General features: G+C 68.8%; 13 protein-coding genes and 2 riboswitches. Of the genes, 9 read left to right on the top strand and 4 right to left on the bottom strand.

The genetic code is table 11. The features are described 5' to 3' along the window. Positions 1–164 precede the first annotated feature (164 nt). From OG410_RS28670 to gcvT, 4 genes are all read right to left on the bottom strand, one after another. A complete protein-coding gene (locus OG410_RS28670) occupies positions 165–1,532 on the bottom strand; it encodes an L-serine ammonia-lyase (protein ID WP_329301752.1) in 1,368 nt (455 codons plus the stop codon). Positions 1,533–1,695: 163 nt separating this feature from the next. Beyond that, complete coding sequence (gene glyA / locus OG410_RS28675; RefSeq protein WP_329301753.1) at positions 1,696–2,955, bottom strand: serine hydroxymethyltransferase; 1,260 nt, start codon at positions 2,953–2,955, stop codon at positions 1,696–1,698. An 11-nt stretch (positions 2,956–2,966) separates the two neighbouring features. Further along, complete coding sequence (gene gcvH, locus OG410_RS28680; RefSeq protein WP_329301754.1) at positions 2,967–3,344, bottom strand: glycine cleavage system protein GcvH; 378 nt, start codon at positions 3,342–3,344, stop codon at positions 2,967–2,969. 161 nt (positions 3,345–3,505) lie between these two features. Beyond that, positions 3,506–4,624: a glycine cleavage system aminomethyltransferase GcvT gene (gene gcvT, locus OG410_RS28685; RefSeq protein ID WP_329301755.1), complete on the bottom strand. Its 1,119-nt coding sequence runs from the start codon at positions 4,622–4,624 to the stop codon at positions 3,506–3,508. Positions 4,625–4,658: 34 nt separating this feature from the next. Beyond that, a riboswitch (glycine riboswitch) is annotated at positions 4,659–4,769 on the bottom strand. Further along, a riboswitch (glycine riboswitch) is annotated at positions 4,770–4,866 on the bottom strand. A 175-nt stretch (positions 4,867–5,041) separates the two neighbouring features. Here gcvT and OG410_RS28690 point away from each other — a divergent pair. The 9 genes from OG410_RS28690 to OG410_RS28730 all read left to right on the top strand — a co-directional run bounded on the left by OG410_RS28690 (position 5,042) and on the right by OG410_RS28730 (position 15,757). Continuing rightward, positions 5,042–5,710, top strand: coding sequence for an AAA family ATPase (locus OG410_RS28690; protein WP_329301756.1), 669 nt, complete (start codon positions 5,042–5,044; stop codon positions 5,708–5,710). A gap of 63 nt (positions 5,711–5,773) precedes the next feature. Continuing rightward, a complete protein-coding gene (locus OG410_RS28695; RefSeq protein ID WP_329301757.1) occupies positions 5,774–6,547 on the top strand; it encodes an enhanced serine sensitivity protein SseB in 774 nt (257 codons plus the stop codon). A gap of 227 nt (positions 6,548–6,774) precedes the next feature. Beyond that, positions 6,775–7,575 (top strand): enhanced serine sensitivity protein SseB C-terminal domain-containing protein, encoded by an 801-nt coding sequence (locus OG410_RS28700; protein ID WP_329301758.1) that lies wholly within the window; start codon positions 6,775–6,777, stop codon positions 7,573–7,575. Between the two features lie 476 nt (positions 7,576–8,051). Beyond that, entirely contained in the window at positions 8,052–9,050 is a 999-nt protein-coding gene (locus tag OG410_RS28705; RefSeq protein ID WP_329301759.1) for an ABC transporter permease, read from the top strand. A 54-nt stretch (positions 9,051–9,104) separates the two neighbouring features. Continuing rightward, positions 9,105–10,856: an ABC transporter substrate-binding protein gene (locus OG410_RS28710; protein ID WP_443063806.1), complete on the top strand. Its 1,752-nt coding sequence runs from the start codon at positions 9,105–9,107 to the stop codon at positions 10,854–10,856. A gap of 72 nt (positions 10,857–10,928) precedes the next feature. Beyond that, positions 10,929–11,936: an ABC transporter permease gene (locus tag OG410_RS28715; protein ID WP_329301761.1), complete on the top strand. Its 1,008-nt coding sequence runs from the start codon at positions 10,929–10,931 to the stop codon at positions 11,934–11,936. After that, the gene (locus OG410_RS28720) at positions 11,933–13,027 is read left to right on the top strand and encodes an ABC transporter ATP-binding protein (protein ID WP_329301762.1); all 1,095 of its coding nucleotides are present in this window, start codon (positions 11,933–11,935) and stop codon (positions 13,025–13,027) included. Before OG410_RS28715 ends, OG410_RS28720 begins: the two co-directional genes overlap by 4 nt. Further along, the gene (locus OG410_RS28725; RefSeq protein ID WP_329301763.1) at positions 13,024–14,259 is read left to right on the top strand and encodes an ABC transporter ATP-binding protein; all 1,236 of its coding nucleotides are present in this window, start codon (positions 13,024–13,026) and stop codon (positions 14,257–14,259) included. The genes OG410_RS28720 and OG410_RS28725 overlap by 4 nt, the downstream gene beginning before the upstream one ends. A gap of 106 nt (positions 14,260–14,365) precedes the next feature. Continuing rightward, positions 14,366–15,757: a M1 family metallopeptidase gene (locus tag OG410_RS28730; RefSeq protein ID WP_329301764.1), complete on the top strand. Its 1,392-nt coding sequence runs from the start codon at positions 14,366–14,368 to the stop codon at positions 15,755–15,757. Positions 15,758–15,790: the final 33 nt, after the last annotated feature.

A 15,790-nucleotide genomic window follows, 5' to 3' on the forward strand; every position in this document is an offset into this window, starting at 1 on the left:
GCGCGGGAGTCGGCCCGCCGGCGCGCGTCAGGGGCCGAACCGGCCACCGGCGGGCGGTCCATGCCGACGAGAGCGCGCGGTCCGCCGACAGGACCGGGTCCGGCGCTCGCTCCGTCCCCGGTCCCCGCCGCTCCGGCCGGCCCTCCCGGGAGCGGGCCCGCCGCTCAGCACTCGATGATGTTGACCGCCAGCCCGCCCCGGGCCGTCTCCTTGTACTTGACGCTCATGTCGGCGCCGGTCTCCTTCATGGTCTTGATGACCTTGTCCAGGGAGACCATGTGGGAGCCGTCGCCGCGCATGGCCATCCTGGCGGCCGTGACGGCCTTCACCGCGGCCATGCCGTTGCGCTCGATGCAGGGGATCTGGACCAGGCCGCCGACCGGGTCGCAGGTCAGGCCGAGGTTGTGCTCCATGCCGATCTCGGCGGCGTTCTCGACCTGCTCGGGGCTGCCGCCCAGCACCTCGGCGAGCGCGCCGGCCGCCATGGAGCAGGCCGAGCCGACCTCGCCCTGGCAGCCGACCTCGGCGCCCGAGATGGAGGCGTTCTCCTTGAAGAGCATGCCGATCGCCCCGGCCGAGAGCAGGAACCGTACGACGCCCTCGTCGTCGGCGCCCGGCACGAAGTTGATGTAGTAGTGCAGCACCGCCGGGATGATGCCCGCCGCGCCGTTGGTGGGGGCGGTGACGACCCGGCCGCCCGCCGCGTTCTCCTCGTTGACCGCCATCGCGTAGAGGGTGATCCACTCCATCGCGTGGGCCAGCGGATCGCCCTCGGCGCGCAGCTGGCGGGCCGAGTGGGCGGCGCGGCGGCGGACCTTCAGACCGCCGGGCAGGATTCCCTCGCGGGCCATGCCGCGCGAGACGCACGCCTGCATGACGCGCCAGATCCCGAGAAGCCCCTCGCGGATCTCCTCCTCGGTGCGCCAGGCCCGCTCGTTCTCCAGCATCAGGGCGGAGATCGACAGGCCGGTCTCCTTCGTGAGCCGCAGCAGCTCGTCACCCGTGCGGAACGGGTACTTCAGGACCGTGTCGTCGAGCTTGATGCGGTCCTCGCCGACCGCGTCCTCGTCGACCACGAAGCCGCCGCCCACCGAGTAGTACGTCTTCTCCAGGACGAGCTCGCCCGAGGCGTCGTACGCGAAGATCGTCATGCCGTTGGCGTGGTACGGCAGGGCCTTGCGGCGGTGCAGGACCAGGTCGTCGTCGAAGGAGAAGCCGATCTCGTGCTCACCGAGCAGGTTGAGCCGCCCGGAAGCCTTGATCTGCTCGACCCGCTCGTCGGCGCCCTCCACGTCCACCGTCCGGGGCGAGGCGCCCTCCAGGCCGAGCAGCACCGCCTTGGGGGTGCCGTGGCCGTGGCCGGTCGCGCCCAGGGAGCCGTACAGCTCGGCGCGTATCGAGGTGACCGGGGCCAGCAGGTCCTCGTTGCGCAGCCGCCGGGCGAACATGCGCGCGGCGCGCATCGGGCCCACCGTGTGGGAGCTGGACGGGCCTATGCCGATCGAGAACAGGTCGAAGACCGAGATGGCCACGGGAACTCCTTGCTGGTTTCGCCGGACGCCGTTGTCCGACGGAGGTGGTGCGGGACTGCATGGAACGGGGCACCGCGCTCTGCTTCCAGTGTGCGCGGTGCCCCGGATATCCGTACGAAGAGAAAACGTACGGGTGAAAACATATGACGAAGAGCCTACGGAACTACTTCAGGCCGGGGTACAACGGGTGCTTGTCGGCCAGAGCGGACACGCGGGCCTTCAGGGACTCCGTGTCGTAGGACGGCTTCAGCGTCTCGGCGATGATGTCCGCGACCTCGGTGAAGTCCTCGGCCGTGAAGCCGCGGGTGGCGAGGGCGGGCGTGCCGATGCGCAGGCCGGAGGTGACCATCGGCGGGCGCGGGTCGTTCGGGATGGCGTTGCGGTTGACCGTGATGCCGACCTCGTGGAGGCGGTCCTCGGCCTGCTGCCCGTCCAGCTCGGAGTTGCGCAGGTCGACCAGGACCAGGTGCACGTCCGTGCCCCCGGACAGGACGTCCACGCCGACGGCCTTCACGTCGTCCTGGACCAGGCGCTCGGCCAGGATGTGCGCGCCGTCCAGCGTGCGCTGCTGGCGCTCCTTGAAGTCGTCCGAGGCGGCGACCTTGAAGGAGACGGCCTTGGCGGCGATCACGTGCTCCAGGGGGCCGCCCTGGAAGCCCGGGAAGACCGAGGAGTTCAGCTTCTTCGCGAAATCCTTCTTCGCGAGGATGATCCCGCCGCGGGGACCGCCGAGCGTCTTGTGCGTGGTGGAGGTGACCACGTCCGCGAACGGCACCGGGTTCGGGTGCAGACCCGCCGCGACCAGGCCCGCGAAGTGGGCCATGTCGACCCACAGGAAGGAGCCGGCCTCGTCCGCGATCCGGCGGAACTCGGCGAAGTCGAGCTGCCGCGGGTACGCCGACCAGCCCGCGATGATCACCTTCGGGCGGTGCTCCTTGGCGAGCCGCTCGACCTCGGCCATGTCGACCAGGCCGGCCTCGTCCACGTGGTACGCGACCACGTTGAACTGCTTGCCCGAGAAGTTCAGGCGCATGCCGTGGGTCAGGTGGCCGCCGTGGGCCAGGTCCAGGCCGAGGATGGTGTCGCCGGGCTGGGCCAGCGCGAACAGCGCGGCCTGGTTGGCGGAGGCACCCGAGTGGGGCTGCACGTTGGCGTACTCGGCGCCGAACAGCTCCTTGACCCGGTCGATGGCGATCTGCTCGGCCACGTCGACGTGCTCGCAGCCGCCGTAGTAGCGGCGGCCCGGGTAGCCCTCGGCGTACTTGTTGGTCAGGACCGAGCCCTGGGCCTCCATGACCGCGACCGGAGCGAAGTTCTCCGAGGCGATCATCTCCAGCGTGGACTGCTGGCGGTGCAGCTCGGCGTCGACGGCGGCGGCGACGTCCGGGTCGAGCTCGTGCAGGGGGGTGTTCATGAGCGACATGCGGTGACTCCTCAGCCGGCCGTGAAGGCGGTGTACTCGTCGGCGGACATCAGGTCCTCGGGCTCGCCGGCGACGCGCACCTTGAACAGCCAGCCGCCCTCGAAGGGAGCGGAGTTGACCAGGGCCGGGTCGTCCACGACGTCCTGGTTGGCCTCGACGACCTCGCCGTCGACCGGGGAGTACAGGTCGCTGACCGACTTGGTCGACTCCAGTTCACCGCAGGACTCGCCCGCGGTCACCGTGTCACCGACGGCCGGGAGCTGGGCGTAGACGACATCGCCGAGCGCGTTGGCCGCGAACTCGGTGATGCCGACCGTCGCGACGCCGTCCTCGGCGACGGACAGCCACTCGTGCTCCTTGCTGTAACGCAGCTGCTGGGGGTTGCTCATGACCTGAATTCTCCTGTACGCGGTGGAGTGCTGATGGAGGGAAGCGTGGGTGACCGGGCGGATGTGCCCAGGGTCACGTCCGGGGCCCTGGGAAGGGCGCCCGTCGGTACCGGCGCCCGACGGGCATCCGGTTCTTCATGCCCGGCCGGTGCGGACCAGTGTCACTTCTGCCGCTTGTAGAACGGCAGCGCCACGACCTCGTACGGTTCGTGGCTGCCCCGGATGTCCACGCCCACACCGGCCGTGCCCGGCGCGGCGTGCGCGGCGTCGACGTACGCCATGGCGATCGGCTTGCCCAGGGTCGGGGACGGGGCACCGGAGGTGACCTCGCCGATCACCTTGCCGTCGGCGACGACGGGATACCCGGCGCGCGGCACGCGACGGCCCTCGGCGATCAGCCCGACGAGCACGCGCGGCGGCTCGGAGGCGGCACGCTCGGCGGCTTCGGTCAGGGCCGTGCGCCCCACGAAGTCGCCGTCCTTCTCGAACTTCACGACCCGGCCGAGACCGGCGTCGAAGGGGGTCAGCGCGGTGGTCAGCTCGTGCCCGTACAGCGGCATGCCGGCCTCCAGGCGCAGCGTGTCGCGGCAGGACAGACCGCAGGGGACGAGACCGGCCGGGGTGCCCGCGTCGGTGAGCGCCTGCCACACCTTCTCGGCGTCGGCGGGGGCGACGAACAGCTCGAAGCCGTCCTCGCCGGTGTAGCCGGTGCGGGCGATCAGGGCCGGAACGCCGGCCACCGTGCCCGGCAGGCCCGCGTAGTACTTCAGGCCGTCGAGGTCCGCGTCGGTGACCGCCTTGAGGATGCCGGGGGACTCGGGGCCCTGCACGGCGATCAGCGCGTACGCGTCACGGTCGTCGCGCACCACGGCGTCGAAACCGGCGGCGCGCTCGCTCAGCGCGTCCAGCACCACCTGGGCGTTGGAGGCGTTGGCGACGACCATGTACTCGTGGTCGGCCAGGCGGTAGACGATCAGGTCGTCCAGGATGCCGCCGTCCTCCTGGCAGATCATGGTGTAGCGGGCGCGGCCGACGCCGACGGTGGCGATGTTGCCGACCAGCGCGTGGTTCAGGAGGGCCGCGGCCTCGGGGCCGGTGACGGTGATCTCGCCCATGTGGGAGAGGTCGAAGAGACCGGCCTTCGTGCGGACGGCGACGTGCTCGTCACGCTCCGAGCCGTAGCGCAGGGGCATGTCCCAGCCCGCGAAGTCGGTCATGGTCGCGCCGAGCGAACGATGCAGGGCATCGAGCGCGGTGTGACGGGGTGCGTTGCTGCTCATCGGTCTGGCTCCCAAGGCATGACGGCGAGGTCGTTCCTCCCCATCTGTCATCGGAACCTGAGAGGTTCATCACGACCACACGAATCGGTGGTCCTGACTTGCACCTTGGGTGGAGCCGCCGGAGCGGCCCGCTTTTCAGATGTGCCTCGCCCGCGCGGTAACGGTGCCTGAGAGATTCAAGGGAGGGACTTGCTCCTTCGGCGCCCGGGTACACGTACCCAGGACTCTCCCGCGCGGATTCAAGCGGCCGGTATGCAGTTGGCGCGGCCATCATCGCACGCGCTGTCGGATCACGGCAGCCCGACATCTGTGACGGGGCTGTGGCAGTCCGCGTATGGAAACGGGAAGCACCGGGCATTACCTTCTCTTTACACTCGACGGGGATGGGACTCCACATCCCAGGGGAGGACGGTCACGGTGAACAGGATCACGGCGTACGCGACGACCTCGGGTCTCGCACTGCACGAGCAGCCCGGCGCACCGGCCCGGGAGGCTCGCGGAGCGCGTCCCACGGTCGTCGTGCGGGATCTCCGCGACCGGGTCGGGCGCAGTCCGCACGGCCTCCGCTTCGGGGCGCAGGACCTCGTCGTCGTCACCGGACTGCCCGGCAGCGGCAAGTCGACGCTGATGCGCCGGGCCGTGCGGGGCACCCGCGTCGACTCCCAGGACACCCGCGAGCGCTGGGACGGCCTGATGGCCGGCCGGCTGCCGTACGCGGTCTACCGTCCCCTCGTCCGCCTCGCGCACTACGCCGGCCTGCGCCGCGCCCTGCGCGAGGGCGGCGGGCTCGTCGTGCACGACTGCGGTACGCAGGCCTGGGTGCGCCGCTGGCTCGCCCGCGAGGCCCGGCGCCGTGGCGGCGCGCTGCACCTGCTGCTGCTCGACGTCACACCCGGCACCGCGCTGGACGGCCAGCGCGAGCGGGGCCGGGGCGTCTCGCGCTACGCCTTCGCCCGCCACCGCGGCGCGATCGCCCGGCTGCTGCGCTCCGCCGAGACGGGAGACCTGCCCGAAGGGTGCGGTTCGGCGGTACTGATCGACCGGGACGCGGCGGACGTGCTGCGCAGAATCGACTTCGGCCACTGACCGGTCACGGTGGCCCACTAACCTTTCCAGCCGGAACAGTGGTTCGAAGCGGGCGGTAGACAGATGGACTTTCCGGCACAGGCACACCCCCATCCGCACGGCGGTTGGCCCGGCAACGAGCTGGAGGAGGTGTTGTCCTCCGCCCTGGGCGTGCCAGGGCCCTCGGCGGGCGCTCGCATCGTCGAGGTGCTCGGCCGCAGCTTCGTATGGGTGCCGCTGCCCAATGGCGGCGGTCCGGACAGTGGTCCGCTGGATCTGCCCACGATGGACATCGGGGGCCAGGTCTTCGTCCCCGTCTTCAGCTCCGAGGAGCAGTTCCGCCAGGTCGTCGGCGGTCACATGTCGTACACGATCGCGCCCGCCGTGGAGTTCGCCCGCGGACTTCCCCCGCAGGTCGGCATCGCGGTGAACCCGGACGGCGTGGTCGGCGTGCCGCTGCCGCCCATGGCCGTGGCCGAATTGTGCCGGGCCGGGCGGACCGAGCTGGACGGGGCGGCCAGCGGCGGCCGGGTGCGGCTCTTCGAGCCCGACTGGCAGGACGATCCGGTGGACTTCCTCGCCGCGGCCTCGGCGGAGTTCGCCGCGACGGGTGTCGTCCTGAGCGCCCGCCGCTGCCTGGCCAGCATCGAGGGCGACGAACCGGTCATGTTCATCGGCGTCGAGCTCGCGGCGTGGGAGGGCGACGCCCGCGCCCTGCCCCTGGACGCCCTGGGCCGTGCCCTCGGCCGCGTCCCGGTCAACCTTCCGGTGAACCTGGTCCTTCTCGACGTGACGCAGGACCCGGTCGGCGACTGGATGCGGGACCGGGTGCGCCCCTTCTACCAGCACGGTCACTGAACGGAGCCCGCGCCGGGAGTGCCCGGCCGGACCGCCGGCCGGCCGCGCGGGGCCCTCGGCCGCCCCGCGCGGCGGTTCCCGGCTCTCGACTGCTTCCCCCGGCGGAGCACGATCGCCGCATAAGCTGGTTTCATGGCCTGGTCGAGGTGTTGACCCATGTCGGTAACCGGTACCTCGGGCGTAAGGGATGAGTTCGTCGTGAATTGTTCGCGAAGGGGCGGTTGAAGGTGAGCGCGTCGGGCACGGCCGCGGCCGGGCAGGTCGAGCACATGCTGCGCCAGGTGACTCCCGGGCGTTACGACGCCTACGAGGCGCTCCTTCGCGCGCTCGCGACCCCGTCGTCCGGCCAGGTGTGGATGCTGCTCTGGCACGGCCAGGCCGGCTCCCCGGACGCCCAGTACGGGAACATGCAGGTGGACGGCCTCGGGTACGCGCCCTGTGTCACCTCCGCGCAGGAACTCTCGGCCAGTGGCTGGAACCGCAGTTACGAGGTCGTGGACGGGCTGGACGTCGCCCGCACCCTGTACCCCGACCACTTCGGTCTCTGGCTCAATCCGCATGCCCCGGGCGGCGGCCTCGGCATCCCGTGGCTGGATCTGCGCCGGATCGCCACGGGCCTGGAGCGGCAGCCCGCGGGCCCGCTGCGGCTGTCCGAACCGGCCATCGAGATTCCGCAGTTCTACGCCCTGCTCACGCAGAACGCCCATCGCACCCCGGCCGTACGGTCGTTGCGCCGCGCCTGGGTCCAACCCACGCTCGGGGCGCCGTATCTGGCCATCGGCCTCGACGTGTACGACACCTCGCCGCCCGCCGTCGACTCGGTGCGGGCGATGATGCAGCAGTCCATCGGCGCCGTCCCGGACGGGCTGCCCGTCTCCACCGTCGCGATGTCGGACGAGTTCGACCCGGTGGCGATGTGGCTGCGTGCCAACGCACGCCCGTTCTACGACCGCGAGGCGCACGCGGCTCCGGCGCAGGCGCCGACAGCGGGCGGTTACGGCTATCCGCCGGCCCGCGGCGGTTACTGAGAGCGTTCCGAATCCCGGACCTGTCGCATGCCCGTGCGAGAACGGCTGGCATCATGGGTTCGCACACGGCCTTCACATGGCGTGCGTTCCATGCTGCTGACCTGCAGGGAAGCGGATGTATGTGCCGATTGTCCCGTTTTGGCGGGGCTTCTGATCAAAAAGACCCTTATGGGGTTTTAGAGGTCAATTGGCAGACGTCCGACTACTGTTACCCACTGTTCGGATAACGGAATCCCTCAACAAGCATCACGGTTGCGCATACATTCCCCATGAGGCCTGGCACCTGATCGTGGCAGCACTGAAGACTCCCCCAACAGGCACGGAATCTTCGATCCTGTGAACGAGCGCAAGCCGAACCAACAGCCGGGTCATCGGGCCGCACCATCTGTGGCCGACTTCCCGGCGGGCAAGTGAACCAAGCCGCAGACAGCGGCAGTCGTAGGCCGGTCACCACCGGCGAGAGGGGTCGGGTCACTGTGACCGCACCGATCGAGACCACCGCGGCGGCAACGGAAGTGCAGCCAGAGGCTGTGCTTGCCGGAGCCGGCAAGGGGCAGATCGAGGGCCGTTCCCTGGGACAGATCGCCTGGACGCGCTTCAAGCGCGACAAGGTGGCGGTCGCCGGCGGTGTCATCGTCGTACTGCTCATCCTGATGGCGGTCCTCGCGCGGCCGCTCCAGTCGATGCTGGGGCTGGACCCGAACGCCTTCAACCAGGACCTGATCGACCCGAACACCTCGCTGCCCAAGGGTGACATGGGTGGCATGAGCGGTAGTCACCCGCTCGGTGTCGACCCGAAGTTCGGGCGCGACATCGCCACCCGCGTCCTGGAGGGCTCCTGGGTGTCGCTGGTGGTCGCCTTCGGCGCCACCATCCTGTCGAACGTCATCGGCGCTGTCCTCGGTGTCGTCGCGGGTTACTACGGCGGGCGGGTCGACTCGATCATCAGCCGGCTGATGGACACGTTCCTCGCCTTCCCGCTCCTGCTGTTCGCCATCTCCATCTCCGCCACGCTGCAGGGCGGCGCGTTCGGTCTCGACGGACTGCCGTTGCACCTCGCCGTGCTCATCTTCGTGATCGGCTTCTTCAACTGGCCCTACCTGGGCCGGATCGTCCGAGGCCAGGCCATGGCCCTGCGGGAGCGCGAGTTCGTGGACGCCTCCCGCGGCATGGGAGCCAAGGCCCCGTACATCCTGTTCCGGGAGCTCATGCCCAACCTGGTCGGCCCGATCATCGTCTACTCGACGCTGCTCATCCCGACCAACATTCTCTTCGAGGCGTCCCTGAGCTTCCTCGGCGTCGGCATCCAGCCCCCGCAGGCTTCTTGGGGCGGAATGCTTCGCGAGGCGGTCACCTACTACCAGGTCGACCCCGAGTACATGATCGTCCCGGGCCTTGCCATCTTCGTCACCGTCCTGGCATTCAACCTGCTGGGTGACGGTCTCCGTGACGCTCTCGACCCGCGCAGTCGCTGACGACTGCCACCGAGAGACCGAAAGTTTCCAACAATGGAGGGGAAAGCTCCCATCATGCGAAGGTCAGCGCTGGCCGCGATTGCGGCCATCGGCACCGCCAGCCTGTTCCTTACGGGTTGCAGCAAGGCCGATGACAACAAGAACGACAACGGCACGAAGTCGGCTGGCGCCGATGCCGCGACCAAGGGCGTCGTGAACGCGTCGGACAAGAAGGGCGGGACGCTCACCTACGAGCTGTCCGACGTCCCGGACTCGTTCGACCCGGGCAACACGTACTACGCGTACATGTACAACCTGAGCCGTCTGTGGGCCCGCCCGCTGATGACCTTCCAGCCCGACGCCGGCCAGAAGGGCAACACCCTCGTCCCGGACCTCGCGGCCGGCAAGGGTGTTCCGAGCGACGGCGGCAAGGTCTGGACGTACAAGCTGCGTACGGGCATGACCTACGAGGACGGCACGCCGATCACCTCGAAGGACGTCAAGTACGCCGTCGAGCGCTCCAACTTCGCGCGTGACGTGCTCTCCCTCGGCCCGAACTACTTCCAGCAGTTCATGGTCGGCGGCGACAAGTACAAGGGCCCCTACAAGGACAAGAGCGCCAAGGGCCTGTCCTCCATCGAGACGCCGGACGACACCACCATCGTCTTCCACCTGAAGCAGGCCTTCCAGGAGTTCGACTACCTGGTCGCGTCCCCGCAGACGGCCCCGGTGCCGCAGGCGAAGGACACCGGCGTCGACTACGTCAAGAAGATCGTGTCCTCGGGCTCGTACAAGTTCGAGAGCTACGAGGACGGCAAGCAGGCCGTCCTCGTCCGCAACGACAAGTGGGACGCGAAGACGGACCCGCTGCGCAAGCAGCTGCCGGACAAGATCGTCGTCAAGCTGAAGGTCAACCCGGAGACGATCGACAAGGACGTCCTCGCGGGTACCGCGATCGACCTCGCCGGTACGGGTGTCCAGGCCGCGACCCAGGCGCAGGTGCTCACCGACGCCTCGAAGAAGGCCAACACGGACAACACCTACGGTGGCCGTCTCGTCTACATGGCGATCAACACCACCGTGGCGCCGTTCGACAAGGTCGAGTGCCGCAAGGCCGTGCAGTACGCGATCGACAAGGTCTCGGTGCAGACCGCCGAGGGCGGCCCGATCCGCGGCGACGTCGCCACCACGGTCCTGCCCCCGGACATCCCGGGCTACGAGAAGTCCGACGCCTACGCCTCGGCCGGCAACAAGGGTGACGTCGCCAAGGCCAAGGAGCAGCTGAAGGCCTGCGGCAAGGACGCGATCACCACCAACATCTCGGCCCGTTCGGACCGTCAGCAGGAGATCGACGCCGCCACGGCGATCATCAACTCGCTGAAGAAGGTCGGCATCACGGCCACCCTCAAGCAGTACCCGTCCGGTAAGTACTTCACCGACTACGCGGGTGTGCCGAAGTTCACCAAGAAGGAGAACATCGGCCTGGAGATGATGCAGTGGGGTGCCGACTGGCCCTCCGGCTACGGCTTCCTGCAGCAGATCCTGAACGGCAGCGCCATCGGCCAGTCCGGTAACACCAACCTGTCGCAGTACGACAACAAGGACGTCAACGCTCTGCTGGCGAAGGCGATCGGCACGCAGGACATGGCCGAGCGCAACAGCCTCTACACGCAGATCGACAAGAAGACCATGGACGACGCAGTCCTCGTCCCGCTGACCTACTTCAAGGTCCTGCTGGCCCGCCCGACGACCTACACCAACCTGGTTTCCACGGCGGCCTTCAGCGGTCAGTACGACTACCTCAACATCGGCGTCGCGTCGAAGTAGCAGCCCCGGAAGGCAGGTGAAGGCATTGGTGCCCGCGGGCCGCAAGGTCCGCGGGCACCAGCGCCGATCCCCGTGATCTCGTACATCCTCCGCCGGACGTTCGCGGCAGTGATCCTGCTGCTGGTCGTCTCCGCGGTCACCTTCGCCATCTTCTTCCTGCTGCCGCGGCTTGCCGGCCAGACAGCGGACCAGATGGCGCAGCAGTACATCGGCAAGAGCCCGTCACCGGCGGACATTGCCGCTGTCAAGCACAACCTCGGTCTGGACCAGCCCGTCTACGTCCAGTACTGGCACTTCATCAAGGGGATCGTGGTCGGCGCCAACTACGACCTCGGCCCCACCACGGTGCACTGCGACACACCCTGCTTCGGTTACTCCTTCAAGACCCACCAGGCAGTGTGGCCGGAGCTCACCTCTCGCCTTCCGATCACCCTCTCGCTGGCCGCGGGTGCCGCCGTACTGTGGCTGATCTCGGGTGTGGCGGCCGGTGTCATCTCGGCACTGAAGCCGCGCTCGATCTTCGACCGCACCTTCATGGGCATCGCGCTCGCCGGTGTCTCGCTGCCCATGTTCTTCACGGGCAACCTGGCGCTCCTGCTCTTCCACTTCAAGTGGCCCATCTTCGGAAGCGACTACGTCCCGCTCACCGAGAACCCCTCGCAGTGGGCCAACACCCTCTTCCCGGCATGGTGCTCACTGGCCCTGCTCTACTCCGCCATCTACGCGCGGCTCACCCGCTCGGGCATGCTGGAGACGATGAACGAGGACTTCATCCGCACGGCCCGCGCCAAGGGCCTGGGTGAGCGCACGGTCGTCGTCCGGCACGGTCTGCGGGCCGCCCTCACGCCGATCATCACCGTCTTCGGCATGGACATCGGTCTGCTGCTCGGCGGCGCCGTCATCACCGAGAGCGTCTTCTCGCTGCCCGGCATCGGGCAGTACGCGGTGCAGGGCATCACCGACAACGACCTGCCCAAGATCCTTGGCGTGACCCTGCTCGCCGCCTTCTTCGTAGTGATCGCAAATCTCCTGGTGGACGTGCTCTACGCCGCTGCCGACCCGCGAGTGAGGCTCTCGTGACCGAACTCTCCAAGACCGGTGCCCCGGTGGGCGCGCCCACCTCCGCCGGCACGGCGTCCGAAGCCTTCCTCCGGGTCCGTGACCTCAAGGTGCACTTCCCGACCGACGACGGTCTGGTCAAGTCCGTCGACGGGCTGACCTTCTCGCTGGAGAAGGGCCGCACCCTCGCCATCGTCGGTGAGTCCGGTTCCGGCAAGTCGGTCACCTCGCAGGCCATCATGGGTCTGCACCGGCTCGGCACCAGCGGCAAGAACGTGCAGATGTCCGGTGAGATCTGGCTGGACGGCAAGGAACTCGTCTCCGCCGCCCCGGACGAGGTGCGCAAGCTCCGCGGCCGCGAGATGGCGATGATCTTCCAGGACCCGCTGTCCGCGATGCACCCGTACTACACGATCGGCGACCAGATCGTCGAGGCGTACCGGGTGCACCACAAGGTCAGCAAGAAGGTCGCCCGCAAGCGGGCGATCGAGATGCTGGACCGGGTCGGCATCCCCGAGCCGGGCAAGCGCGTGGACGGCTACCCGCACGAGTTCTCCGGCGGTATGCGCCAGCGCGCCATGATCGCCATGGCTCTGGTGAACAACCCCGAGCTGCTCATCGCGGACGAGCCGACCACCGCTCTCGACGTGACCGTCCAGGCGCAGATCCTCGACCTCATCCGGGACCTGCAGAAGGAGTTCGGCTCCGCGGTCATCATGATCACCCACGACCTGGGTGTGGTCGCCGAGATCGCCGACGACGTCCTCGTGATGTACGGCGGCCGGTGCGTGGAGCGCGGTCCGCTGGCCGAGGTCTTCGAGAAGCCGCAGCACCCCTACACCTGGGGTCTGCTCGGTTCGATGCCCCGCATCGACCGCGAGACCTCGGAACGGCTCATCCCGGTCAAGGGCTCTCCGCCGAGCCTCATCAACGTCCCTTCGGGCTGCGCCTTCAACCCGCGCTGCCCGTACGCGGACCTCCCCAAGGGGAACGTCACCCGTACGGTGCGTCCCGAGCTCGAGCTGGCCGACGGCGGACACTGGTCCGCCTGCCACCTCTCGACCGAGGACCGTACGCGGATCTGGACCGAAGAGATTGCGCCGAAGCTGTGAGTGAGACGAATAAGACGGACGCACGGGCCTCGGTCCCGCGCCAGGCGTCGGCTCCCGAGAACCGCGAGGTGCTGCTCCGGGTCGAGGGCCTGACCAAGCACTTCCCGGTCAGGAAGGGCATCCTTCAGCGCCAGGTCGCGGCGGTGAAGGCGGTCGACGGCATCGACTTCGAGGTGCGCAAGGGCGAGACCCTGGGCGTCGTCGGCGAGTCGGGCTGCGGCAAGTCGACCATGGGCCGGGTCATCACCCGCCTCCAGGACCCGACCGGCGGCTCGATCCACTTCGAGGGCAGGGACATCACGCGGCTCAGTGCCGGGAAGATGCGCCCGCTGCGCCGCGACATCCAGATGATCTTCCAGGATCCGTACGGCTCCCTCAACCCCCGCCACACCATCGGTTCGATCGTCTCGGCGCCCTTCCGGCTCCAGGGCGTCGAGCCGCAGGGCGGGGTCAAGAAGGAGGTCCAGGGGCTGCTGGAGCTCGTCGGCCTCAGCCCCGAGCACTACAACCGCTACCCGCACGAGTTCTCCGGCGGTCAGCGTCAGCGCATCGGCATCGCCCGCGCGCTCGCGCTGAAGCCGAAGCTCGTGGTGGCCGACGAGCCGGTCTCCGCGCTGGACGTGTCGATCCAGGCCCAGGTCGTCAACCTCATGGACGACCTCCAGCAGGAGCTGGGCCTGACGTACGTGATCATCGCGCACGACCTCTCGGTCGTCCGGCACGTGTCGGACCGGATCGCTGTGATGTACCTCGGCAAGATGGTCGAGCTCGCCGACCGTACCTCGCTGTACGAGTCGCCGATGCACCCGTACACCAAGGCGCTCATGTCGGCCGTGCCGGTGCCGGACCCGAACCGCCGGGGCACGAAGAGCGAGCGCATCCTGCTCAAGGGTGACGTTCCCTCGCCGCTCAACCCGCCGAGCGGCTGCCGGTTCCACACCCGGTGCTGGAAGGCCACGCAGGTCTGCAAGACGACCGAGCCGCTGCTCATCGAGCTGAAGCCCGGTCAGCGCGTCGCCTGCCACCACCCGGAGAACGCCGCGGACCAGGCTCCGCAGGACGTCGTCCTGCTCTCGGGCGCCCGCGAGGCCGTCGAGCTGGTGTCGGGCGTGGAATCCGCCGAGGTGCCGGGCGAGGCTCCGGCCGAGCTCGCCGCCACCGGTGAGGAGGCCGGCTCCGCGTCGGACTCCGCCGTTGCGGAAGCCGATCGTCAGGAGTCAACCGACAAGTAGGCCGTGACGACTTGGCAAAGTCATGAACATGCCTGAACGGGAGAGTGCAGAGTCCTGCGTGTCCGTCTGATCGGAAACGATCGGCACACGTACGAAAGGGACGTTGATGGCACTCTCCCGTTCGGCACGTTCAGGGGCACTCGCGACCGCGATCGCCTCCTTACTTCTCGTCGCCGCCTCCTCCGCCCCCACCCCCGGCGCGGACGGCATCGGCGACACGTACTTCCCTCAGCTCGGCAACGGCGGCTTCGACGCCCGCCACTACGCCCTCGACGTGGCGTACGACCCCGGCACCGACCGCCTCGACGGCCGTACGACCCTCACCGCCCGCGCCACCCAGAACCTCTCCGCCTTCGACCTGGACCTCCAGAAGCTGGACGTCACGAAGGTCGAGGTGAACGGCAGACGCGCCCGCTTCACGCGAGAGGGCGACGAGATCCGCATCACCCCGCGCGGCACGCTGCCCAAGGGCAAGAACTTCACGGTGACCGTCACCTACGGCGGAGTCCCCGAACCGCTCAGCGGCCCGATCGTGTTCGGCTCCGACTACGGGTGGATGAAGACCACGGACGGCGTGTTCGTCGCCTGCGAGCCCAACGCCGCCTCCACCTGGTTCCCCTCCAGCGACCACCCGTCCGACAAGGCGACCTACGACATCCGCATCACGGCCCCCAAGGGCCTGACGGGGGTGTCCAACGGACGCCTGGTGTCGACCCGCGACAAGGGCGCCGTCACGGTCACGCACTGGCGCGAGAGCCGCCCCATGGCCACCTATCTCGCGACGGCGACCATCGGGAAGTTCGACGTGAGGACCGGCACGACCCCGGCCGGGACACCGATCTACGTCGCCATCGACCCGGTGCTCGCCAACAGCAACAGCGTCGACGTGTACGCACTCACCGCCGAGGCCACCGACTACTGGTCGCAGGTGTTCGGCCCGTACCCCTTCGAGGAGACCGGCGCCATCGTCGACGACATGCCCGAGGCGGGATTCTCGCTGGAGGTCCAGTCGAAGCCCGCGTACTCGGCGGTGCGCTCGGAGTCGACCATCGTGCACGAGCTGGCCCACCAGTGGTTCGGCGACTCCGTCTCGGTGGCGCACTGGAAGGACATCTGGCTCAACGAGGGCTTCGCGACCTACTCCCAGTGGCTGTGGACCGAGCACAGGGGCGTCCGCTCGGCGCACGACTCGTTCGTCGCCGGGTACAACCAGCGGCCCGCGGACTCCGCCTTCTGGCAGACCACGGTCGGCGACCCGCAGCGGGACACGATGTTCGCCTCGGCGGTCTACCAGCGGGGCGCGATGACGCTCCAGATGCTGCGCGAGCGCATCGGCGACACCGCCTTCTTCAAGCTGCTGCCCGCGTGGACGAAGCTGCACCGGTACGGCAACGCCGGTACCGCCGACTTCATCGCCCTCGCGGAGCGGATCTCCGGGCAGGAGCTCGACGATCTCTTCCAGACCTGGCTGTTCACCACAGGCAAGCCCGCCGTCTAGGCCTTCCTAGGCAAGCCCGCCGTCTAGGCCTTC

The sequence above is a fragment of the Streptomyces sp. NBC_00659 genome (genome assembly GCF_036226925.1).
GTDB lineage: Bacteria > Actinomycetota > Actinomycetes > Streptomycetales > Streptomycetaceae > Streptomyces.